Origin of the sequence: Kitasatospora sp. NPDC101176, from assembly GCF_044768035.1 — a bacterium.
Taxonomy (GTDB): Bacteria; Actinomycetota; Actinomycetes; order Streptomycetales; family Streptomycetaceae; genus Kitasatospora.
In genome coordinates, this window is sequence record NZ_JBIWPA010000004.1 from 387,327 (window position 1) to 410,340 (window position 23,014).

18 protein-coding genes are annotated in these 23,014 nt (G+C 74.4%); 12 read left to right on the top strand and 6 right to left on the bottom strand.

Features of this window, described 5'->3' with window-relative positions:
• Nucleotides 1-37: 37 nt before the first annotated feature.
• Nucleotides 38-1,462, bottom strand: coding sequence for a nucleotide disphospho-sugar-binding domain-containing protein (locus ACIRS1_RS09450; protein ID WP_402838136.1), 1,425 nt, complete (start codon nucleotides 1,460-1,462; stop codon nucleotides 38-40).
• 67 nt (nucleotides 1,463-1,529) lie between these two features.
• On the bottom strand, nucleotides 1,530-2,735 hold the full coding sequence (locus ACIRS1_RS09455) for an MFS transporter (protein ID WP_402838138.1): 1,206 nt from the start codon (nucleotides 2,733-2,735) through the stop codon (nucleotides 1,530-1,532).
• Nucleotides 2,736-2,824: 89 nt separating this feature from the next.
• On the opposite strand from ACIRS1_RS09455, the gene ACIRS1_RS09460 reads away from it, so the two are divergent.
• Nucleotides 2,825-4,093: an ATP-grasp domain-containing protein gene (locus ACIRS1_RS09460; protein ID WP_402838140.1), complete on the top strand. Its 1,269-nt coding sequence runs from the start codon at nucleotides 2,825-2,827 to the stop codon at nucleotides 4,091-4,093.
• Between the two features lie 36 nt (nucleotides 4,094-4,129).
• Here the strand turns inward: ACIRS1_RS09460 and ACIRS1_RS09465 are convergent, their stop codons facing one another.
• A complete protein-coding gene (locus tag ACIRS1_RS09465) occupies nucleotides 4,130-4,927 on the bottom strand; it encodes a phytanoyl-CoA dioxygenase family protein (protein ID WP_402838141.1) in 798 nt (265 codons plus the stop codon).
• 311 nt (nucleotides 4,928-5,238) lie between these two features.
• On the opposite strand from ACIRS1_RS09465, the gene ACIRS1_RS09470 reads away from it, so the two are divergent.
• The 9 genes from ACIRS1_RS09470 (at nucleotide 5,239) to ACIRS1_RS09510 (ending at nucleotide 16,837) form a co-directional block, all read left to right on the top strand.
• Entirely contained in the window at nucleotides 5,239-6,606 is a 1,368-nt protein-coding gene (locus tag ACIRS1_RS09470; RefSeq protein WP_360217406.1) for an SUMF1/EgtB/PvdO family nonheme iron enzyme, read from the top strand.
• Nucleotides 6,606-8,012 (top strand): MBL fold metallo-hydrolase, encoded by a 1,407-nt coding sequence (locus tag ACIRS1_RS09475; RefSeq protein WP_402838143.1) that lies wholly within the window; start codon nucleotides 6,606-6,608, stop codon nucleotides 8,010-8,012. Before ACIRS1_RS09470 ends, ACIRS1_RS09475 begins: the two co-directional genes overlap by 1 nt.
• Nucleotides 8,009-9,013, top strand: a complete 1,005-nt coding sequence (locus tag ACIRS1_RS09480; protein WP_402838145.1) for an alpha/beta hydrolase-fold protein — start codon at nucleotides 8,009-8,011, stop codon at nucleotides 9,011-9,013. Before ACIRS1_RS09475 ends, ACIRS1_RS09480 begins: the two co-directional genes overlap by 4 nt.
• Nucleotides 9,001-10,845, top strand: coding sequence for an asparagine synthetase B family protein (locus tag ACIRS1_RS09485; RefSeq protein WP_402838147.1), 1,845 nt, complete (start codon nucleotides 9,001-9,003; stop codon nucleotides 10,843-10,845). Before ACIRS1_RS09480 ends, ACIRS1_RS09485 begins: the two co-directional genes overlap by 13 nt.
• Nucleotides 10,787-11,884: a hypothetical protein gene (locus tag ACIRS1_RS09490; protein ID WP_402838149.1), complete on the top strand. Its 1,098-nt coding sequence runs from the start codon at nucleotides 10,787-10,789 to the stop codon at nucleotides 11,882-11,884. The genes ACIRS1_RS09485 and ACIRS1_RS09490 overlap by 59 nt, the downstream gene beginning before the upstream one ends.
• Nucleotides 11,881-13,284 carry an aldehyde dehydrogenase family protein gene (locus tag ACIRS1_RS09495; RefSeq protein WP_387900732.1) on the top strand — a complete coding sequence of 468 codons (1,404 nt, stop codon included), beginning with the start codon at nucleotides 11,881-11,883 and terminating at the stop codon, nucleotides 13,282-13,284. The genes ACIRS1_RS09490 and ACIRS1_RS09495 overlap by 4 nt, the downstream gene beginning before the upstream one ends.
• 6 nt (nucleotides 13,285-13,290) lie before the next feature.
• Nucleotides 13,291-14,400 carry a threonine aldolase family protein gene (locus ACIRS1_RS09500; protein WP_402838151.1) on the top strand — a complete coding sequence of 370 codons (1,110 nt, stop codon included), beginning with the start codon at nucleotides 13,291-13,293 and terminating at the stop codon, nucleotides 14,398-14,400.
• Nucleotides 14,397-14,861, top strand: a complete 465-nt coding sequence (locus ACIRS1_RS09505) for a pyridoxamine 5'-phosphate oxidase family protein (RefSeq protein WP_360217385.1) — start codon at nucleotides 14,397-14,399, stop codon at nucleotides 14,859-14,861. Before ACIRS1_RS09500 ends, ACIRS1_RS09505 begins: the two co-directional genes overlap by 4 nt.
• Before the next feature lie 224 nt (nucleotides 14,862-15,085).
• Complete coding sequence (locus ACIRS1_RS09510; RefSeq protein ID WP_402838153.1) at nucleotides 15,086-16,837, top strand: FAD-dependent monooxygenase; 1,752 nt, start codon at nucleotides 15,086-15,088, stop codon at nucleotides 16,835-16,837.
• A 174-nt stretch (nucleotides 16,838-17,011) separates the two neighbouring features.
• Here the strand turns inward: ACIRS1_RS09510 and hemG are convergent, their stop codons facing one another.
• The 3 genes from hemG to ACIRS1_RS09525 form a co-directional block, all read right to left on the bottom strand.
• Nucleotides 17,012-18,490 carry a protoporphyrinogen oxidase gene (gene hemG / locus ACIRS1_RS09515; RefSeq protein ID WP_360217379.1) on the bottom strand — a complete coding sequence of 493 codons (1,479 nt, stop codon included), beginning with the start codon at nucleotides 18,488-18,490 and terminating at the stop codon, nucleotides 17,012-17,014.
• A gap of 147 nt (nucleotides 18,491-18,637) precedes the next feature.
• Complete coding sequence (locus tag ACIRS1_RS09520) at nucleotides 18,638-20,101, bottom strand: FAD-dependent monooxygenase (protein ID WP_402838156.1); 1,464 nt, start codon at nucleotides 20,099-20,101, stop codon at nucleotides 18,638-18,640.
• 32 nt (nucleotides 20,102-20,133) lie between these two features.
• Nucleotides 20,134-21,621 carry an FAD-dependent monooxygenase gene (locus ACIRS1_RS09525; protein WP_402838158.1) on the bottom strand — a complete coding sequence of 496 codons (1,488 nt, stop codon included), beginning with the start codon at nucleotides 21,619-21,621 and terminating at the stop codon, nucleotides 20,134-20,136.
• Between the two features lie 301 nt (nucleotides 21,622-21,922).
• Here ACIRS1_RS09525 and ACIRS1_RS09530 point away from each other — a divergent pair, with 301 nt between their 5' ends.
• Nucleotides 21,923-22,651, top strand: coding sequence for an SDR family oxidoreductase (locus ACIRS1_RS09530; protein WP_360217371.1), 729 nt, complete (start codon nucleotides 21,923-21,925; stop codon nucleotides 22,649-22,651).
• A 34-nt stretch (nucleotides 22,652-22,685) separates the two neighbouring features.
• Nucleotides 22,686-22,955: an acyl carrier protein gene (locus tag ACIRS1_RS09535; RefSeq protein WP_360217368.1), complete on the top strand. Its 270-nt coding sequence runs from the start codon at nucleotides 22,686-22,688 to the stop codon at nucleotides 22,953-22,955.
• The last annotated feature ends 59 nt before the right edge of the window (nucleotides 22,956-23,014 follow it).

Consider the following 23,014-nt stretch of genomic DNA (forward strand, 5'->3'; position numbering starts at 1 on the left):
GTGACCGATGATCAGCCCGGTTTCGGCGGACGGGTGTTCAGCGTGCGCCGGCGGGGGCGGCGCCGGCCCGGTGGGCGAGCACCAGCACCTCCAGGGTGCGGGTCAACTCGTTGGGCGACGGCATGGAGAGCACCTCCTGGCGCAGCCGCTGCGCGTTCGCCCGGAGGCCCTCGTCCTCCAGCAGGCGGACGATCGCCTCCCTGACCCCGGGGCCGTCCACCTCGGCGGGCTTCATGGAGAGCCCCGCGCCGGACCGTTCGAGGCACTGGAGCTTCAGCGGGAGGTCGAACGCCCGGCTGATCAGCAGCTGGGGGACGCCGTAGCGCAGCGCGCAGCCGAAGGACCACGTCCCGCCGTGGTGCACCATGGCCGCGCAGCCCGGCAGGACCTCGGAGAGCGGGACGGACTCCACCAGGCGGGTGTTGGCGGGCACCTCGGTGAGCTTGCGCTGGGACTCCTCGGGCAGCGTCAGGACCAGCTCCATCTCCAGGTCGCCCACCGAGTCCAGGATCTCCTGGATCTTCTCGACCGGCAGCAGGTGCTGCACCGGGCCGTCGTTGACGGAGTCGCCGAAGGTCATCAGCACCCGTGGCGCCCGCGGCGGTTCGGCCAGCCAGCGCGGCATGACGGTCGGCCCGTTGTAGGGGACGAACTGCATCGGCAGCGTGGTCGGGCGCGGGTCGGGGCGGAACGCCTCCGGCAGCGGGTCGATGGTGAACTGCCCGTTCACCAGGTCCTCGGAGAACTCGAAGCCGTACTTCCCGGCCCAGCCGCCGAGCCACTCGCGCAGCCCGTCGACGCGTTCCTCCGGCGGCTGCTGGGCCATCGCGTGCAGGTAGTCCTCGCGCATCCTGGTGTAGACGTCGACCGAGTACAGCACCCGGGCGTGCGCCGCCCCGACCGCCGCGGCGGCCACCGCACCGGCGAAGGCCTTCGCGCCCCAGAGGACGAGGTCGGGCCGCCACTCGCGGGCGAAGGAGACCAGGTCGTCCATCATCGAGTCGTTGGAGCGGCGGGCCTGCGGCAGCACCAGGTCGTCGAAGACCTTGGTGACGGCCTCCCAGCCGAGCCGCTCCCGGCCGGGGTCGGCGTCGAACAGCGGGCCGAGGTCGTTGCCGGCCGGGCCGCCCTTCGCGGGACCTCCCTTCGCGGGACCTCCCTGTGCGGGACCTCCCTGTGCGGGACCCCCTCGGCCCGGGCCGCCGCCGGCCGGGCTGCCCCCGGCCGGACCGCCCGCCGCCGGCGCGGGACCCGCCCTGCGCTGGTCCCGCCGCTTCCGCTCCTCCGGGGTCTCGCCGGGCCCGACGCCCAGACCCATCAACCCGGCCCCGGTGACGGCGTCGAGGAGGTCGGGCCAGCCGGCCACCCGGACCTCGTGCCCGGCCGTCTGCAGCGACCACGCCAGCGGCACCAGGTTGAAGAGGTGGGTCTTCCAGGGGAACGGCACGATGAGAACGCGCATGGCGGACGTCCTTAGCTTCAGGGGCGGAAGAATTCGCGGGCGAACGCCTCGCTCACCGCCGCTTCCATCATCCTGACGCGTCCGCTACAGATCTTCTCCAGACTTGCCTGGTGCTCCCGGTCGCCGCGGTCACCACGACGGTGACGGCGGCGACCACGAGGGTCGCCGGCAGCGGGCCCGTCAGGTCGCAGAGCGCGCCCACGAGCAGGATCGACACCGCCACGCCCGACGGCAGCAGCGTGGCCCGCAGCGTGACCACCGAGGACAGCTCCTCGGCCGAGGCGGTGGCCAGCAGCCGGTTGTTGTAGTGCACGAAGGCGATCTCGAAGAACACCAGGAAGAGCGCGTACAGCACGAGGGTCGGCACCGTCCGGCCGATCAGCACCGCCGCCAGCAGCGGCGGCAGCGGGAGCAGCGCCCAGGCGGCGGAGGGCACCCGGTCGAGGTGGCGCTGGACCGGCAGGGCGGCGAGCGAGCCGGCGAAGACGGCGACCGCCGAGACCGCGACGAACACCCCCACCAGTCGGGTGCCGCCGTGCAGCAGGTCGAGCGGGACGACGGTCACGGCCACGGTGTGGAAGCCCTGCCAGAACGCCACCAGCAGGAACCGCCCGAGCAGCCGGCGCAGCGCGGGGTCGTCCACCCGCAGCCGGGTGCCGCCCGCGGCGCCCGAGGCGGCCCGGCCGCCGTCGGATGCCACCGCGGTGGCCGGGGGCAGCGCCCAGGCGAGCAGTGCGGAGAGCGCCAGCGTCGCCACGTTCAGCGCGACCAGCCCGCGCAGGGACAGGACCGAGGCGGCCGGCCCGGCGAGTGCGGCGCCGACGCTGACCCCGGTCAGCTTGCCGATCTCGGCGACGGTGTTGGCCCGGTCCAGCCGCTCCGGCGGCACGGCGCCGCGCAGCACGACCGCGGTGGCCGAGCGGGTGATCGCCTCGAAGTACCCGCGGACGACCACGAGTACGGTGGCGGTCACCAGCAGCGCGCGGCCCGGCGCCAGCAGGGCGGCCGCGGTCAGGGCCAGGCTCGCCGCCTCGGCCAGCCGGACCAGCCGCTCGGGGGCGGGGCGGGCGAGCAGTCGGTTGAGCGGGGCGGCCAGCAGCAGCGCGGGCAGCCAGGGCGCGCTGAGCAGGGCTCCGGCGAGCAGTCCGGAGCCGGTGTCGGAACCGACCCGGGTGGAGAGGCTCACGAGCAGCAGGAAACTCCCGCAGGTATTGACGAACAGTAATGCGGGAGTGGAATTCGGCGAGCGCAGTGCCGTGGGAAACAACGTCATCTCTTCCTCCTTGCGTCCCCCTTCAGGGGTGGAGGATGGCAGAGCTGAACGGATATCGGCGACGGCCGATCCTGTCTATCGTTGAACACATGACAGCAGCTATTGGGGAAGACCCGTGCATCGTGCTGGTGGACGCCTACGCCGGGGTCCGCTCGCTCGTCCTGGAATTCCGTGAGCAGGGATGTTCGGTCGTCCGTGTGCAGAGCACGCGGGATGTTCCGGCCGCGTACCGCGGTGCGCCGCACGTCCCCGGGGACTTCATCGCGGACATCGTGCACGACGGCGATCCGGCGGCGACCGCCGCGGCCGTCGCGGCGTACTCGCCGGTCGCCGTGCTCTCCGGCGGCGAGGTCGGGGTGGAACTCGCGGACGAGCTCGCCGAGCGGCTCGGCCTGCCCGGGAACGGGACCGCGCTCAGCGCGGCCAGGCGGGACAAGCACCTCATGGTCGAGGCGGTGCGCGCCGCCGGCCTGCGGGCGGCCCGGCAGCTGTGGGCCACCGACGCGGACGAGCTGGCCGCCTGGCACGCGGAGCTCGGCGGGCGGGTCGTGGTCAAGCCGCCGCGCGGCGCGGCCAGCCAGGGCGTCCACTTCTGCGACACCCCGGAGGAGTCGGTCGCCGCCTTCCGCTCCCTCGTCGGCGCCGACGACGTCTTCTCCCGGCCCAACCGCGGGGCGGTGGCGCAGGAGTACCTGGCCGGCACCGAGTACATGGTGAACACGGTGAGCCGGGACGGCCGCCACCACGTCTGCGACGTCTGGCGGACCAGCCGGGTCAGCGCCAACGGCGTCGTCGACCTCTGCGACGCGCTGTCGCTGATCGACTCCGACAGCCCGGTCGTCGAGCCGCTCACCGCGTACGGGTTCCGGGTGCTGGACGCCCTCGGCATCGCGCACGGCCCGGCGCACCTGGAGATCCGGATGACCCCCGACGGGCCGTGCCTGGTCGAGGTCGGCGCCCGGATGGCCGGCGGCGGCATCCCGGCGACCGCCGGGCTGGCGATCGGTGAGTCCCAGCCGGAGTGGACCGTGGACGCCTACCTGCGGCCCGAGCGCTTCCACGCCCGGGCGGGCCGCCCGTACCGGGTGCGGAGGTACTGCGCGATCTTCGGCATGGTCTCGCCGGTGGAGGGACTGCTGGAGGAGTACCGGGGGATCGAGCGGATCGAGGCGCTGGAGGGTTTCCACGCCCTGGCGACCCTGGTGGAACCGGGCCAGCCGATCCGGCGGACGGTCGACGACCTGACGTACCCGGTGATCGTGACGCTGCTGCACGACCTCGACGAGGTCGTGCAGCGCGACCTCAACACCATCCGGCACCTCGACGGGGCCGCGTTCTACGGGCTCGAGCGCGGCTGAGGCGGCGTTCGAGCGCGGACCGGCCGCAGTCGAACCTCAGCGGTGGACGGCGGCCGGCTCCAGGCTCGACCAGGACGGCAGCGGCACCCGGTAGACGAAGCTGACCGCGGTGCGCGGCTCCGCCGCCGTCGTGTTGGGCGCCGAGCGGTGCAGGACCAGTCCGTCGAACACGACGGCCGAACCGGGTTCCAGCGGCACCGGGACCGGTTCGGTCGTGCGCGGCAGGTGCTCGTCCGCCACGTGCGGCTCGACCGCCCGGGCCAGCGGCGCCTCGCCGGGCAGGCGCTCGCGGTCCCCGGAGTGCGGGAGCAGCCCGAGCAGGTGGGAGCCGGGGTGGAACTCCAGGCAGCCGTTGCGCTCGGTGGCCGGGTCGAGCGCGATCCAGACCGTCACGATGCCGTGCTCGCCGGTGCCGAAGCCGGGCGGCGCGAAGGCCATGTCCTGGTGCCAGGGCTTCGCCGAGCCCACCATGGGCGGCTTGGCCCACAGGAAGGCGTTGACCAGCGTGCCCGGTCCGCCGACGGCGCGCCCGACCACGCCGTCCGCCAGGCCGAGCGAGCGCTGCACGGCGTCGAACTCGGGGACGTGCTCGTGGATCCGGTCGGCCGACCGGAGCACTCCGGTCAGGGCCCCGGAGCCCTGCTGCCAGGCCGCCCAGCCGCCGATGCCGGGCGCCTCCAGCACGAAGTCCCCGGTGGAGACGGTGCGGTCGCGGACGAGGTCGGCCAGCCGGCCGGCCGCGCCGCGGAGCCGGTCGAGCGCCTCGCCGGCGGCCAGCCCGGGGAGCCGGGCGAACCCGTTCTCCCGCAGGTCAGGGGAATGGGGATCAACCATTTCTCTCTCCCTCGCTGATGTCGGATCCTTGCGGACCCACCCACAGGAATACCGGACCGTTCATGTTCAAGTGATGCCGGAATGCGGCCGTTGCCGCGTTCCGGCGGCCCTGCCTAAGCTTTCGGGCCATGAGGTCGTCCGGCCTCGTGAAAACTGGTTCAGGAAGGAGTGGAACATGTCCGACGGCACTTTCATGGACAGCCGCGACGCCCAGCAGGAGACCAGCAAGTGGTAATCCGCTGACCAGCGAATGCGCCGCCCGTATGGAATTCGATTCCGTACGGGCGGCACGTCGTCCGAGAGAGGTTGAGATGGTAGGAAATCGCGTAACACAGGTCATCGACGTCCCCGCCGACTTGCTGGTGATCGACGACTCCGCCGACGACCGCTACTGGGCCTCGGTCGAGCGCGTCCTCGGCCTGGCCGAGGAGAAGGGCCGGGCCGCCGACGGGGTGCCGCTGCTGGCGAGCCTCGTGGTCTCCCACCCGGAGTGGCCGGTGCGGGCCGGCGCGGTGCGGCTGCTCGCCGAGCACCACCTCGGCGACTCCGCCGCGGACACCGCCGTGGCCGCCGCGACCCATGACACCGTCGACTGGGTCGCGTTCACCGCGCTCAAGGTCATCACCGAGCACCGGATCGCCACCGCCGTCCCCGACCTCATCCGCATCTCGGGCTGGCCCAGCAACTTCACCCGGCCCGACTGGGCGCGCAAGCCCGTCGGCTGCGGCGCCGCGCTCACCAAGCGCGCCCTGATCAGCATCTTCGGCACCCGCGACCCCGCCGAACTGCGCCGCCTGGAGGACGAGTACTTCACCGACATGCGGGCCCGGCTGGACGCCGTGCGCAAGCGCCCCCGGCGCAACCCCGACGTCGTCCTGGTGCCCGGCGGCCCGGCGATCATCGGCGCCGACGAGAAGCCCGACGCCTTCCGGATGGCGCAGGACGACAGCACCCTGCGCGCCGTGGACGTGCCCGCGTTCCTCGTCGACCGCACCACCGTGACCAACGCGCGCTACCGCGAGTTCCTGGAGGAGGTCGGCGACTCCGGCGAGTTCGACCACCCCGACCAGCCGCTGGAGCGCTCGCACCGTCCCGTGCACTGGCACGACCCGCGCTTCAACGCGCCCGACTTCCCGGTCGTCGGCGTCGACTGGTACGACGCGTACGCCTTCGCCCGGTGGGCCGGCGGCACGCTGCCCAGCGAGGTGCAGTGGGAGAAGGCCGCCCGCGGCGTGGACGGCCGCCGCTACCCGTGGGGCCAGCAGTGGGACCCGGAGCGGGTGAACTACGTCGAGCGGTCCTTCGGCGAGCAGGTGGCCGACCTCGACTCGCTGGAGGCCCTGCTGATCACCATCGAGCAGGGCGCGAACCCCGAGCACCCGGTGCTGCCCGCGGACGCCCTCCCGCAGGGCGCCAGCCCGTACGGGGTGCTCCAGATGTCCGGCAACGTCTGGGAGCTGACTCGGACGAACTTCTACACCGGCGAGGACATGGACCCCTTCTTCAAGGGCCGCCACCCGCTGGACTTCATGAACCGCAAGGAGGCGTTCCACGTCCTGCGCGGCGGCACCTGGACCTCGCCCCCGGCCTGCCTGACCACCTTCTACCGGGGCAAGGACCTGATCACCGACCGGCACAACGAGGTCGGCTTCCGCTGCGTGTACGAGGCGGCGGACTGATGCGGCTCACCTCCCTCGGGCACGCCGCCGTCCTGGTCGAGACGGGGACGGAGCGGATCCTCTTCGACCCGTGGCTCACCCAGCGCCTGGACCGCTTCTGGGAGCACCACCCGCCGCTGGGCGACGACCTGGTCCGGGAGGTGCTGGACGAGGGCGTCGACTACGTCGTCCTCAGCCACCACCACTTCGACCACCACCACTTCCCCTCCCTGCGGCGCCTGGTCGACGGCGCCGACGTGGACTTCGACGACAGCCCGCGCCGGAGCACCGGGGTCACCTGCCTGTACCCGGCCGGCCCGGTGCCGCCGCAGCTCACCGCCTCCGGGCTCGGCCACCAGGCGATGGCCTGGACGCTGCGCCGGCTCGGCTTCGAGCGCCTGCACCCGGTGACGCCGGGCGACACCGTGACCCTCGGCGGCGCCGTCCTGCGGACCTTCCCCTCGGCGGTGTCCTTCCCCGAGATGAGCGTGCTGGTGGAGACCGCCGACGCGTCCGTCATGCTCTGCGGGGACGCCCTCCTGCACGAGGCGACCGTGGCCGCCTTCCGCCGCGAGGACGCCCCCCGGCTCGACGCGGTGCTGGTGCCCGCGCACAGCGTCTCGCCGCCCGGCGTGCTCACCGAGCGCCGCCCGCTGACCGACCCGGACGCCGTCCGCGCCCGCGCCGTCGCCAACTTCGACCGCTACGTCGCGTCGATCCCGGCCGCCGTCACGGTGCCCTCCTCCTTCGGCTGGCGGGTCAGCGGCGAGGACGGGCACGACTACGACTGGTGCAACCGGGCGATGTTCCCGTTCACGCCCGTCCAGGCCCTGCGCCGCCTCGCCGACCTGGGCCGCGACGGCCTGCTGTGGGGCCCGGGCCAGGTGCTGGAGGTGGCGGACGGCAAGACCGCCCTGGTCGACGGGCCGGTCGGGCCCGACGGGTACGACTTCGAGCAGGTCTACGCCGCGGTGACGCTCGACCCCGGAGTGCGGGTGCCGCCGTTCGACGCCGCCGCGGACCGGGTCGGCCGGCAGACCCGCAACTGCGAGGACCTGCTGCGCGACCTGCTGGACCGCCTGGTGGCGACCGACTACTGGTACCGGGCGATGGACGGCGGTGCCGGACGGCACGTCGTCTCGCTGTACGAGAACCCAGGCGGCGAGAGCTCCTTCCTGCTCGACCCGGTGGCCGGCCGGGTGACCAGGCTCGGCGCCGGGCCGGCCCGCAGCCACCTGACCGGGGCGGAGGGCTGGACGGAGATCGCGGCCAGCACGCTGGAGGCCCTGCTCTCCGGCGAGCTGCTGTTCGGCAGCTCCTTCGCGCTGTGGGCCAGCGACGGCGTCCTGCTCTCCGCGGTCTTCCACCACCCGTCGTTCTACACGCGGCACGTGGACCGCGCGCTGAGGGAGGCGAGCGGCACGTGAACGACCCGGTCGTCCTCGACCTCGACAGCGGCAGCCTGCGCGGCAACCCGCTGGGCGACCCGCACCGGCGCCGGGTCGAGGTGCACCTGCCGCCCGGGTACGACGGGATCCGCCGCTTCCCGGTGGTGTACTGGCTGCCGGGCTTCGGCGCGTACCCCGGCCTCGGCGGCCGGGCGCTGTCCTTCGGCGCCTCCGTCGCCGACCGCCTGCGCGAGGCCATGGCGGACGGCCGGGTGCCGGCCGCGCTGCTCGTCGTCCCCGACTGCACGACCGCGTACGGCGGTTCGCAGTACCTCGACTCCGCGGCCTCCGGCCGGTACGCCGGGTTCCTCGCCGAGGTCGTGGCGGAGGTGGACCGGCGGTTCGCGACCCTGGCGGAGCCGGCCCGGCGGGCCGTCGGCGGGAAGTCCAGCGGCGGCTACGGCGCGCTGGTCGCCGGGATGACCTCCGAGCTGTTCGGCTCGGTGGTGGCCTGCTCGCCCGACGCCGGCTTCGAGCACTGCTACCTGCCGCTGGTGCCCGGCACGCTCGACACCGTCCGGGCGGCCGGCGGGGTCGACGCGCTGCTGGCCCGCCGCGCGAGCGGCCCGCACGACGTCCCCTTCATGGTCGCGATGAGCATCATCGCGATGGGCATGTGCTACGCCGACGACCCGGCGACGACCCCGGCGGACGCGCTGCCCTGCGACCCCGGCACCGGCCTGTTCCGGGACGCGGTCTGGCGGCGCTGGCTGGAGCACGACCCGGTGCGGATGCTGCCCGCCCACGCCGACCGGCTGTCCCGCCTCGGCCTGCTCCACCTGAGCGTCGGGCAGCGCGACGAGTACGGCATGCACTGGGGGGTCCGCGCGCTGCGCGCCGCCCTGGAGGCGCACGGCGTCCCGCACGACTACCGGGAGCACGAGGGCGGGCACCACGGCATCGAGCACGTCTTCACCGACGCGCTGGCCGGGCTGTGGCGGGTGTGGCCGGAACCGGAGCGTGACGCATGTGCGGCATAGCGGGCTTCATCAGCCTGGACGGGCGGCGCGACCCGGGGTGGCTGGACGCCCTGGGCCGCACGATGACCGCGGCCATGGCGCACCGCGGTGAGGGCGCCGGCGCCCCGTACGTCTCCTCGTGCGGCACCGTCATGCTGTGCGCGACCCGGCTGGCGGTGCGTGACCGCAGCGACGCGGGGGCCCAGCCGATGACCGACCCCGGCGGCCGGGTCGTGCTGGTGCACAACGGCGAGGTCTACGGCTCCCGGGCGCCCGGGGCGCCGCTGTGGCCCCGCCGCACCACCTGCGACACCGAGTTCGCGCTCCAGCAGGTCTGCCGCGAATCCGACCCGGCGGCCGCGCTGCGCCCGCTGTCCGGCATGTTCGCCCTCGCCTGGCACGACACCGCGACCGGCCGCGTGGTGCTGGCCCGCGACCACTTCGGGGTGAAGCCGCTGTTCTACGCCTTCACCCACGGCGGACTGCTGTTCGCCTCCGAGCAGGGCGTGCTGCTGCGCACCGGCCTGGTCACCCCAGAGGTGGACCCGGAGGAGTACGTGCTGCGCTCCTGGATCCGGATGGACGCGGCGGACGACCACACCTGGCTGCGCGGCGTGCGGTCCCTGCAGCCCGCCGAGTACCTGGTGGTGGACCGGCCGGACACCCGGACGCACCGCTACTGGATGCCCACCCCGGTGGACGGCCTGGTCTCCCCGGAGGAGATCCGGGACGCCTTCGACCGGGCGGTCGCCGAGCGCGCCGTCTCCGACGTCCCGCGGGCGGCGGTGATCAGCGGCGGTGTCGACAGCACGGCCGTCGTCTCGGCCCTGACCAGGGCGGGCGTGCCCGTCGACGGGTACGTGCTGCGCTACCAGGACGGCATCGGCGGCTCGGGCGACGACGTGGCGTACGCCGCCGAGGTCGCCGCCGGCCTCGGTGTCCCGCTGACCGTCTGCGACCTGGGCCGCGAGGCCGCCGCCGACCTGGTGCCGGTGCTGCCCACCCGGCTGATGCGGCCGCTGCTGCACGGCGCCGAACTGGCCATGCACCACCTCTACGGGACCGTCGCCGCCGACCGGAACGTGGTCGTCTACTCGGGCCACGGCGCCGACGAGCTCTGGGGCTACCAGGCCGGCCGCTACTTCCCCGTCGTCGACCCGTACGCACCCACCCACATCCACGGGCGCCACTACCTGACCCACCGGCTGCACGCCGACGAACGGCCGGTCTGGGCCCGGCTGGTCGGCTGGATGGCGCACGAGCTGGGCGTCGACATGTCCGCGGTCACCGACCAGGTGTGGGCCCGCACCATGGACGAGTACCGGGCGCTGAAGACGGCGTCCCCGCTCAAGCGCGGCCGGCACCACCTGCTGCGGCGCTTCCTGGTCTACGTCAACGACATGGTGGACGCCACCTCGTCGACCTTCACCCTGGAGGACCGGCCGGTCTTCCAGGACGTCGCCCTCGCCGAACTGGCCTTCCGCTGCCCCGAGCACCTGAAGGACACCGGCGAGCCCGGCAGCAGCCACAAGGGGCTGCTGAAGGAGGCGCTCGCCGACCTGATGCCCGAGTCGGTGCGGCACCGCCGCAAGCAGGGGTTCCCGACCCCCACCGACCCCGGCTACCTGCGCCGGCTGACCGAGCTCGCCGACGGCTTCGGCGCGCCCTTCGGCCTGCCGCCGCTGCCGGCCGGGCTCCGCGCCGAACTGGGCGTCGGCGAATGGATGTTCCTGGCCTCAACCTCCGCCTGGCTGGACCACCTCGCGGAGTTCAGAACCCACCCGAGGAGTCACGGTGAGCAGTTCCGTCCCGCAGTGGCGCTGGCAGATCCTGGACAGCCCCGCCGACCTTGACCCGGTGCCCCCGGTGATCGCGGAGGAACTGGCCCAGGACTGGTGCAACTTCGTGGTCTGGCGGCCGACCGCGCTGCCCGCGGGCTGCACCGCCGGCGCCGGGACCCTCCGCCGCGAGGCCCCGCCCGGGCGGGTCGACGCCGAGGGCCGCAGCCCGTGGAGCGACGCCAACCCGGCCGGCTACCGCACCGAGGTCGCCGGCGGCGGGCGCCGGCTGCGGCTCAAGCAGTTCCGGTACGACTGGGCCTTCCCGGCCGCGGACCACCCCTGCCTGTGGGGCAGCGAGAACCGGGCGTCCGGGATCGGCGGGGGCCGGGTGGCGTGGCTCGGGACGGACTACCTGCGCAACCGTGCGGGGAGCGCCCGCCTGGCCGGGACGACCGTCGAACTCTCCGTGCTGGAGGGCGAGTTCACCGACGAGGAGCTGGTCGCCCTGTTCGCCGGGCTGCGGCCGGCGGTGCCGGAGGCGGTGCCGCGGGTACTGGCCACGCCGTTCTCCGAGCTGAGCTACTGGGCGCGGCACCGGGCCGACATGGTGTCGGTGCCCACCGGTGTCTTCCTGTTCCACCGCCGGGGGCGGGAGCACGAGGGCGAGTGGGTCCCCGCCGGGGAGGTCGACGCCTTCCTCACCGGGCAGGGGGTGCCGCTGTCGGTCGCCGGGTACCGCGCCGACAGCGCCGCGACCTTCGGCGACGGCGCTGCCGTCCGCGAGCTGGAGGTCGTCTACACCTGCGCGGACGGCGGCGAGCTGCGCCTCACCGCGCAGCGCGGCGGCGGCGGGCGCCTGGAGTTCCCGCCGGTCCGGGACAAGCACCCCGCCACCGAGGAGCTGCACGACCTCGACGGCCGGCCCCTCCACCTCGGCTACGTCAGCGCGGAGTTCGGCGCCTGCGACGCCTGGTGGGAGCACCCGGACGGCTACCGGCTGCGGCTGCTCGGCAGCGCCGGGGCCGGTCTGGGGCCCGCGGACTTCCGCGGCCTGGTCGCCGCGCTCGACGCCGGGCTGCGGCTCGCCGGCCGCGCCGGGGTCCTCGGATGACCGCCGGGGGGCGGACGCTCCTCGACCCCGCCACCGGCGGGCCGGTCACCCGTCTGCCGGACACCGACGCCCCCGGCGTCGCCGAGGCGGTGCGCCGGGCCGGGGCGGCGCTGCACGGCGACTGGGCGGACACCTCCCCGGCCCGCCGCGGCGACCTCCTGCGGGAGCTCGGCGGCCTGCTGCGCGCGGAGCGCACCGAACTCGCGGCACTGGAGCGGCGCACCACCGGCAAGCCCACCGGGCGCGCCCTCGGCGAGGTGGACTTCGCCGCCCGGGTGGTCGACTGGTTCGCCGCGGCTGCCCGGTACCCGGTGGGGGAGACCCACCCGGCCGGCCCGGGCGTGCGCAGCTACACCGACCGGGTGCCGGTCGGGGTGTGCGCGGCGATCGCCCCGAACAACTACCCGCTGCTGCTGGCCGTCTGGAAGGTCGCCGCGGCGCTCGCCTACGGCAACACCGTCGTGGTCAAGCCGGCGCCGGAGACCCCGCTCTCCGTCCGCCACCTGGTCGGGCGGGCCGCCGGGCTCTTCCCGGAGGGCGTGCTCGGCGCCGTGTACGGCGGCGCCGACACCGGACGGCAGCTCTGCGACCACCCGGCCGTCGGCATGGTGTCGTTCACCGGCTCGACGGCGGCGGGGCGCGAGGTCGCGCGGCGCTGCGCGGACGGGCTCAAGCCCGTCACGCTGGAACTGGGCGGCAAGAGCCCCGTCGTGGTGTTCCGCGACGCCGACCTCGACGCGGCCGCCCGGGCCGTCGTCACCGGGTTCACCGGCAACACCGGCCAGATGTGCGTGGCCGGGACGCGGCTGGTCGTCGACCGGGCCGTGCACGCGGAGTTCGTCGAGCGGGTGGCCGGGCTGGCCGCCGCCCTCCGGGTCGGCCGGCCGGAGGACCCGGACACCGACCTCGGCCCGCTGATCAGCGCGGCCGCCGCCGCCCGCGCTGCCGAGGTGGTGGAGGAGGCGGCGCTGCGGGGCGCCAAGGTGATCCTGCCGCCCGGGCGCTCCGGGGTGCGGCGCGACCTCGACGGCGGGTTCTTCGTCGACCCGGTCGTCCTGGACGGCACGCCGTCCGGGTGCCGGGCCTGGCGGGAGGAGCTCTTCGCGCCGGTGCTGTCGGTCGTCCCGTTCGGCGGGGAGGACGAGGCGCTGGCGCTCGCCCACGACACCGGGTACGGCCTGTCGGCCTCGGTCTGGAGCTCGGACGCGGACCGGGTCGAGCGCTTCGGTCGCGGCCTGCGGGCCGGCATGGTCTGGGTCAACACCTGGGGCGACACCGAGGAGTCGGTCAGCGTCGGGGGGCTCGGGAGCTCCGGCTACGGGCGCGAGTTGGGCGTCCACGCGGTGGAGGGCTACACCAGGCCCCGCGCCGTCTGGGTGGCCCACCGGCCGGGGCGGTAGGGCGCGGTGGCGCCGCCCGGGGCCGGGCTCGACTTCCGCAGCGACACCCGGACCGTGCCGGACGCGCGGATGCGCGCGGCGATGGCCGGCGCGGCCGTCGGCGACGACGTCTACGGCGACGACCCGACGGTCACCCGGCTGGAGCGGACGGTGGCCGAACTGCTCGGCACCGAGGACGCCCTGCTCACCCCCACCGGCACGATGGCGAACCTGCTCGCCCCGGTCGCGGCGTTCGGCCCGCCGGGCGCCCCCGGTCCGCGGCTGATCGTCGGAGCCGGCGCCCACATGGCCTTCCTGGAGTCCGACGGGCTGCGCCGGTTCGGCGGCGCGGAGCCGCTGACGGTGCCCCAGCTGGACGACGGCCGGCCCGAACCCGGGGCGCTGGCCGCGCTGCTGGCCGCCGGGGCGGGCCGGCCGACGGTGGTCTGCCTGGAGAACACCAGCATGATGCGCTGCGGCAACGCCCTCGACGCGGGGGCGACCCGCGCGGTGGCCGCGCTCGCCCACCGCTACGGCGCGCACCTGCACCTCGACGGCGCCCGGTTGGCGAACGCGGCGGTGGCGCTCGGCGTCCGGCCGGCGGAGCTGGCGGAGCCCGCGGACAGCGTCGCCTTCTCGGTCTCCAAGGGGCTCGGCGCGCCGGTCGGCGGACTGCTGTGCGGGACGGGCGAGTTCATCGCGCGGGCCCGTGAACTGAGGACCTGGCTGGGCGGCTCCCTGCACCAGGCGGGCGTCCTCGCGGCCCCCGCCCTGGTCGCGCTCGGCCGCCTCCCCGACCTGGCCGCCGACCACCGGACGGCCGCCGCGCTCGCCGCCGGGCTCGCCGCGGTGCCGGGCGTCGAGCTGATCCGCCCGCCCCGGCCGACCAACATGGTCATGGCGCGGGTGCCGGGGCTGGCCGCGGGCGAGTGCGCCGCACGCCTCGCCGGCCACGGGGTCCGCGTCCTGCCGCTGCCGAACGGCCATGTGCGCTTCGCGGTGCACCGCGCGCACGACATCATCGGAGTGCGCGCCGCCGTCCGGGCGTTCGCGGCCGTGGCGGCCACCGCGCAACCGGCGACCGACGGAGAACTCCCCGGCCGGGGAGCCTCCCTGACATCGATGGAGGAAGCATGACGGACGTGCCACCGCGCGGGCTGGAGGAGCGGCTGCGGGACACCCGGGCCCGCCTGGAGGAGGACGTCGACCTCTGGGTCGCGTCCTCGGGCTCCCCGGACGGCCCGGGCGGCGTCCACCTGATCCCGCTGTCCTACCTCTGGGACGGCAGCGCGATCCTCGTCTCGACGCCGCGCGACTCGGTCACCGGCCGCAACCTGCTGGCGGACGGCCGGGTGCGGCTGGGCCTCGGCCCGACCCGCGACGTGGTGATCGTCGACGGCGTCGCGGAGCCGGTGGACCTCACCGAGCTGGGCCGGGAGACCGGGGACGCGTTCGCCGCCAAGACCGGGTTCGACCCGCGCGAACTCAAGGAGCCCTACCAGTACTTCCGGATCCGGCCGCGGCGCATCCAGGCCTGGCGGGAGGCCAACGAGCTGGCGGGCCGCGGCATGATGCGCGACGGCGTCTGGGCCGGCTGACCCGCGCCCCGCGCCCCGGCCGGCCGGTCACCGCGGTGACCGCCCGGCCGGGGCGCGCTGCACCGGGGCCCGGGGCCGAGCGGCGGAGGTGCGGTGCCGCGGTGGGACGGAGGTGCTGCGGCGCCGGGGTGCGCCCACCCGGAGTCGACCCGTTCTTGACCGGAGCTGAAGAGCGCCTTGCCAGGCTGCGGGGCAAGGCATCCGTCATTTCTGGAAGGTCGAATATGGGAGCAATCGAGGTTCCGGTCCTGATCATCGGCGGCGGCGGATGCGGTCTGTCCGCCTCCGTCTTCCTGTCCGACCAGGGCGTTGAGCATCTGCTGGTGGAACGGCATCCGGAGACGTCGAGGATTCCGAAGGCCCACTACCTCAACCAGCGCACGATGGAGATCTACCGCCAGCACGGCGTCGCCGACGACGTGCTCGCCGAGGCGGCTCCGCTGGAGTACTTCGGCAAGGTGCGCTGGCAGACCACCCTCGCCGGCGACGGCCCGCTGGACCGTCGGCTGATCCACGAGATGGACGCCTTCGGCGGCGGCGAGCTGGAGGAGTCCTACGCGGCGATCGGCCCGGTGCTACCGGCCAAGCTCCCGCAGATGTGGCTGGAGCCGATCCTGCGCCGCCACGCGGAGGAGCGCAACCCCGGCCGGGTCCTCTTCAACCACGAGGTGACCACCTTCTCCGACGAGGGCGACCACGTGCTCGCCGAGGTGCGCAACGTGGAGACCGGCGAGGTCACCACGGTCAAGGCGCAGTACCTGATCGGCGCCGACGGCGGCCGCTTCGTCGGCCCGGCGGTCGGCATCCGCATGGAGGGCCCGCCCGGGCTGGTCAACACCACGACCGCCTACTTCTCCGCCGACCTGTCCGAGTGGTGGGAGGAGGGCACCCTCATCACCCACTTCCTCAGCCCGGAGGACCCGGACCTCTCCAGCAACCTGATCGAGATGGGCCCGAGCTGGGGCAAGTCCTGCGAGCAGTGGGGCCTGCACTTCGCCCCCGGCCCGCCCGGACGCTGGGACGCCGAGACGGTCGTCCCCCGGATCCGCGAGCTGCTGCGCATCCCGGACCTGGAGATCACCGTCCACAAGGTGACGGACTGGATCGTGGACGCGATCCTCGCCGACCGCTACCGGGTCGGCCGGGTGCTGATCGCCGGCGACGCCGCGCACAAGCAGCCGCCCGCGGTCGGACTGGGCCTCAACACCGGCATCCAGGACGCGCACAACCTGGCCTGGAAGCTGGCCGCGGTGCTGGGCGGGCGTGCGCCCGAGAGCCTGATCGACACCTACGAGGCCGAGCGCCGGCCGATCGGCCGGCAGAACGTCGACTGGGCGGTCTCCGCGGCCGTGCACCACCAGGCCGTGATCGACGCGGTCGGCGCCGGCCACAACATCCCGGCGGGGCGCCGCAAGCAGCGCCTGGAGTCGTACTTCGACCCGTCCTGGCTCGGGGACACCGTGCGGGCCCGCGCCCTGGAGATCTTCCACACCCACCGCGGCGGCTGCCAGTCCCTCGACATGGAGGTCGGCTTCGCGTACGAGGCCGGTGCGGTGCTGCCGGACGGCACCGAGCCGCCGGTCCGCGTCCCGATGCGCAACGAGCACACGCCGACCTCCCGCCCCGGGCACCGGCTTCCGCACGCCTGGATCACCAAGGACGGCAAGCGGCTGTCGACGCTGGACCTGACCGGCCGCACCGGCTTCACGCTGATCACCGGGCCGGAGGGCTCCCCGTGGGCGGAGGCGGCCGCGCGGATCGCGGAGCGGCTCGACGTCCAGCTCGTCACGGCGGTCGTCGGCGCGGGCGCCGAGTTCGCGGACGTGGACGGCGGGTGGGAGGCCGTCCGGCAGATCACCGACGCCGGCGCGCTGCTGGTCCGCCCCGACCAGCACGTCGCCTGGCGCAGCCCGGCCGGGGCCGAGGACCCGGAGCAGGTGCTGACCGGGGTCTTCGCCGCCGTCCTGGGGCGCTGACCCGCGAGCACCGACGAGAAGTGGCCGTGCCCGGTGATCGGGCACGGCCACTTCTCGTTCTCCGGGCGGGTCCCGCCGCGCCGTCGTCCTCGTCGGGCGGGGGCGGGGTGCCGGCTCCCGGGGACACCGGGCAGGCCGTCGCCCGGAACGGCGGACCGTTCCGGGCGAGACCGCTCAGACCCCGACGGCGACGGAGCGCTCGGCGGCGTCCTTCCGCAGCCAGCCGGCGACCTGGTCGGCGGCCTTGCGCGCGGTGGTCATGCAGACGCCGACGCCCACGCCGTCGTACAGCGCGCCGCAGACGGCGAGCCCGGGCTGGGCCGCGACGGTGTCCCGGATCCGCTGCACGCGGTCCAGGTGGCCGACGGTGTACTGCGGCAGGGCGTCGGCCCAGCGGCTCACCCGGGACGCCACCGGGGCGCCGGTGACGCCGGTGGCCTCGGCCAGCTCGGCCGCGGCTACGGCGACCAGGTCGGCGTCGTCGCGCTGCAGCAGGTGGTCCTCGCCGAAGCGCCCGAAGGAGCAGCGGACGATCTCCACCTCGCCGGCCAGGTGCGGCCACTTCACGGTCGTGAAGGTGACCTCCTTGACCGCCCTGCCCTCCACCGCCGGCACCCGGTAGGCCGAGTAGCCGCGGCCGGAGAGCCCGCCGGGGAACGCCGCGCGGGGGTAGGCCAGGGTGACCACGGCGACGCTCGAGTACGGGACCTCGGTGAGCGCGGAGACCGCCGCCGACGTCCCGGAGACCCCGGCGAGCAGGCTGCCCGCGGGGCCGGCCGGCACGGCGACGACGACGGCGTCCGCCTCGATCAGCTCCGGGTCGCCGGCCGGGCCCACCGTCAGCTTCCAGCCGTCCGTGCCGCGGACCAGCTCGCGCACCGGGGCGCCGGTGCGCACCGTGGTGTCCGGGGCGACGGCCAGCACCTCGCGCACCAGCGCGGCGGGCAGGCTGCCGAAGCCGCCCGCCAGCTTGGCGACGCTCACCGGCGGCGGCTTCTCGCCCGGCGCGAGCTCCGGGACGAGCGAGCCGGCCGCGTCGGCGAGCGAGGCGTGCCGTCCGGACGCCTTGGCCAGCGGGGTCAGCGTGGCCTCGAACGACAGGTCCTCGGCGCGGCCGGAGAAGACGCCGGCGAGGAACGGGTCGACGAGGCGGTCGACGACCTCCTGGCCGAGCCGGCCGCCGACGTAGGACGCGACCGAGACGTCGCCGTCCCGGTCGAACGAGGGCAGGGCGAGGTCCTGCCGGGCGCGGTCGACGCCCGCTGCGGACAGCACGCCGGACTTGGCGAGGTCGTCCATGTCGCAGGGCACGCCCATGAACTGACGGTCGGGCTGGTTGCGGATGTCGCCCCTGGTCCAGATCGCCGAGGCGGTGACGCCCGCCGACATGATCTGCTCGCCGAGGCCGACGTCCTTGATCAGCCCGGTGGTCTTGACGCGGTTGGCGTACAGCGACTCGGCGCCCTCGTCGACCGCGACACCCGCCACCTCGGATACCAGCAGCTTGCCGCCGATCCGGTCCGAGCCCTCCAGGACGGTCACCCGGACCGGCTCGTTGCGCAGATAGAACGCCGCCGCCAGTCCCGAGATACCACCCCCGATGATGACCACGTGGGGCTTTCCGTTCACCTGGTCCCGTTCGCTGCCAGCCATTCCACCAGCTCCTTCGTGGTTACGGTGTCGTAGAGCCGCCCCGGCGCCGACGGCCGGCGCCGGGACGGTTTCTTGGCAATGTGGCCGGGGGCTCTGGACCCCCGGTCGAGGGTTCCTGGACCCTCGGCGGTATGTTCTGACGGTGCGTCAGTCCTGTGCTGCGGGGCCGAACCAGCGGTCGAGGGCGGCGGTGAGGTCGTCGTCGCTGCCGGGGGCGGTCCAGGCGACGTAGCCGTCGGGGCGGACCAGGACGGTGTCGAGCGGCTCGTCGGGGGTGGTGGTCCAGGTGCCGGTGACGAGGTCGAGGCCGGTGCGGCCGGTGGTGTGCGCGGCGGCCCCGTCGTCCTGGCCGGTGGTGATCAGCAGGCCGTGCCCGGTGTGCAGCAGGTCGGCGACGCGGGTGCGGGTGCCGTCGGCCAGGGTGAGCTCGCGGCCGGGCGCCAGGCGCCGGCCGAGCAGCGGGTGGTCGCCCTTGCCGAGCTCGTAGCGGATGCCGAGGTTGCTGAGCATCCCGGCCAGGTACTCGGCGGCGTCCCGGTGGGCGACCAGCTCGGACATGATGCCGCGGACCGGGTCCATGTCCGCACCGGTGAGCCGTAGTTCGATCGCCGCCCGGGCGTTGCGCGCCAACTGCTCGCCGACCGCGTGGCGTTCGGCGTGGTAGGTGTCGAGCAGGCCCTCCGGGGCCCGGCCGGCGATCGTGGCGGCGAGCTTCCAGCCGAGGTTCACCGCGTCCTGGACGCCCACGCTGAGGCCCTGCGCCATGGCCGGGGGCTGGATGTGCGCGCTGTCGCCGGCCAGGAACACCCGGCCGCGCCGGTACTGCGCGGCGGCCCGGGAGGCGTCGGTGAAGCAGCTGATCCAGCGGCACTCGCCGTGGTGGATGGACTCGCCGGTGAGCCGCTGCCAGGAGTCGGCGAGGTCGGAGAAGACGAGGGAGTCGCGGTCGCGCGGCGGCGTGCCGGCCTCGTGCACGACGATCCGGGTGACGCCGTTCTCCAGGTCCATCGCCATCACCATGCTGCCGCCCGGCAGGTCCTCGCCGATGCGCCGCTTGCGGGTGTCGATGCCGGTGACGTCGGCGCTGAAGAAGCCGCGGACGCCCTCGGTGCCGGGGAAGTCGATCCCGGCCAGCTTGCGGACGGTGCTGCGCCCGCCGTCGCAGCCGACCAGGTACCCGGCGGTGTCCTCGCCGGGCCCGTCGGGGCCCTCGAAGGCCACCACGACGCCCCCGTCGGTCTCCCGGAGGCCGGTCACCCGGTGGCCGCGCAGGATCGGCACGCCCAGCTCGACGACCCACTCCTCGAGCATCCGCTCGGTGCGGAACTGGGAGATCCCGCGGTGCCCGTGGTGGTCCTCGGCGAGCCCTCGCAGGTCGATCGGCACCCCGCCGAAGTGGCTGTCGGCGGGTTCGGTGGCGCCGAGCCGGCCCAGCAGACCGCGCTGGTCGAAGCACTCGGCGGTGCGCCTGGTGAAGCTCGCGCCGCGGGACTCCCTGGTCGGGGCCGCCAGCCGCTCGTAGACGACGACGTCCACGCCGCGCAGCCTGAGCTCGCCGGCGGTCATCAGCCCGACCGGGCCCGCGCCGACGACGATCACGTCCCTGGTCATGTGTTCGCTCCTCTTCGGATCGATGCGGCCGGTCACCGGCCGGCGGTGCGGGGGTCGGGGGCGGGGCCGAACCAGCGGTCGAGGGCGGCGGTGAGGTCGTCGTCGCTGCCGGGGGCGGTCCAGGCGACGTAGCCGTCGGGGCGGACCAGGACGGTGTCGAGGGGCTCGTCGGGGGTGGTGGTCCAGGTGCCGGTGACGAGGTCGAGGCCGGTGCGGCCGGTGGTGTGCGCGGCGGCCCCGTCGTCCTGGCCGGTGGTGATCAGCAGGCCGTGCCCGGTGTGCAGCAGGTCGGCGACGCGGGTGCGGGTGCCGTCGGCCAGGGTGAGCTCCCGCTCGGGCGCCAGACGCCGGCCGAGCAGCGGGTGCTCGCCCTTGCCGAGCTCGTAGCGGATGCCGAGGCCGCTCACGATGCCGGCGATCTGCTCGGCGGCGTCCTGGTGGGCCAGCAGCTCGCCCATCACCTCGCGGATCGGCTCCATCGCGGCCTCGCCGAGGTAGATCTTCTGCGCCGCCTGGGCGTTGCGGACCAACTCCCGCCCGACCGCGTGGCGTTCGGCGTGGTAGGTGTCGAGCAGGCCCTCCGGGGCCCGGCCGGCGATCGTGGCGGCGAGCTTCCAGCCGAGGTTCGCGGCGTCCTGCAGGCCGGCGCTCAGGCCCCAGGCGGCCAGCGGCGGGATCTCGTGCGCGGCGTCGCCGGCCAGCAGCACCCGGCCGCGCCGGAACTCCTCGGCCAGCGCGGCGGAGTTGCCGCAGGCCCAGAGCCACTGGGGCTGCGCCTCGTGGATGGACTCCCCAGTGAGCCGCTGCCAGGCGTCGGCGACCTCGGCGAAGGTGAGCGCACCCGGTTCGGGGCGGGCGGGCAGCGACAGGTCGTGGATGACGACGCGGAAGCGGCCGGGGCCCAGCGGGGTGCAGACCACCATGCTGCCGCCGGGGAGCCGCTCGCCGATCGGCCGCGGGCGCAGGGCCACGCCGGTGATCTCCGCGGTGTACATCCCCCGGGTGGCGGCCCACTCGGTGGCCGGGATGCCGGCGAGCGCGCGGACGGTGCTGCCCGCGCCGTCGCAGCCGACCAGGTAGCCGGCGGTCTCCTCGCCGGGGCCGTCGGGGCCCTCGAAGGAGACCACGACGCCGTCGGCCTCCTCCCGCAGTCCGGTCACCTCGCGGCCGCGGTGCACCGGGACGCCCAGGTCGGCCAGCCAACCGGCCAGTGCCGTCTCGGTCCTGACCTGGGACAGGCCGAGCACGCCGCTGTGGTCCTCGTCGAGCATGTCGAGGTCGAAGCGGACCCCGCCGAAGTGCCCCATCGGGCCCCACCGGAACTCGCCCAGCCGGGGGAGCAGCCCGCGCTGCCCGAGCGATTCGGCGGCGCGCCGGTTGAAGCCGAGGGCGCGGGACTCGTCGGTGGGAGCGGAAAGCTTGTCGTAGACGACGACGTTCACCCCGCCGAGACGGAGTTCTCCGGCCAGCAGCAGGCCGACCGGCCCGGCACCGACCACGATGACGTCAGCTGTTTTCATATTCAGGCCCTCTGCACTGTGGCAATAGTTGGCCATGGTGAAGCTACCCAGCGCGGTGTTCGACTGCAATGAGTTGAATGCGCACGCAGCAGTCGAACGTTCGACTGTGGATTCAGCGCGTTTGAACGGGAAATCGGGCACGGCAATGTCGGAGGTGCACCCGGCAATTGCGGACCAGCAATGTGAATGCGTGAGCAATTCGGCCCTCGAATGCGGGCCGCCCGGTCTCGCGCGTTCCGTGGCCCCGGCTCCGGTGCGGCGGCGCGCCGGGCCCGGAACGCCCCACACGAAAGGAAGAGACGTGCCGGTCGAGAAGATCGCGCTCATCACCGGTGCCAACAAGGGCATCGGATTCGCCATCGCGCGGCAGCTCGGTGAGCAGGGGGTGGTCGTCCTCGTCGGCGCGCGGGACGAGCTGCTCGGCAAGCAGGCCGCCGACGCGCTGGCCGCCGACGGCGTCACGGCGGTGCCGCTGCGGATCGACGTGACGGACCGCGACTCGGTGGAGGGGGCGGCCCGGGAGGTCGAGCGGCGGTACGGCCGCCTGGACGTCCTGGTGAACAACGCCGGGGTCGCGGGCGGCTTCACCGGGGCGCCCAGCGAGGCGACCGCCGACGACCTGCGGGAGGTCTACGAGACCAACGTCTTCGGCGTGGTCACCGTGACCAACGCGATGCTCCCGCTGCTGCGCCGTTCCGCGGCCGGGCGCATCGTCAACCTGTCCAGCCACGTCGGGTCGCTGACCCTGAACTCGAACCCGGGGTCCCCGCTGGCGGGCGTCAACATGATCGCCTACCAGTCCTCGAAGACCGCGCTGAACGCGGTGACGGTCGCGTACGCCAAGGAGCTGCGCGGGACCCCGATCAAGGTCAACGCCGCCCTCCCCGGAGTGGTGGCCACCGACATCAACCACCACCGAGGTCACCGGACGCCCGCCGAGGGAGCGGTGATCGCGGTCCGGCTCGCCCTGCTGGACGAGGCCGGCCCGTCGGGCGAGTGCCTGGCGGACGACGGATCCATTCCGTGGTAGCGCGGAACGTCCCCAACCAGAAAGAGGAACGGCTTTGCTCCAGATCACGATCAGTGACCTCCAGACCATCATGCGCCAGTGCGCGGGCGAGGCCGAGGACGCGTTGCCGCTCGAGGAGGCGCCCGACCGCACCTTCGAGGAGCTGGGGTACGACTCGCTGGCCCTGCTCGAGACGCACAGCCGGATCGAGCGGGAGTTCGGCATAGCGCTCTTCGAGGACGAGGTCGGCGACGTCGACACGGCCCGGGACCTCGTCGACTACGTCAACTCGCTGTTGCAGCTGAAGGTCATGTCGGCGGCCTGATCCCGCGCGGGGTCGCGGCCGTTCGCGGTCATCACAACCGAGCGCCGGACCGGGCGGGG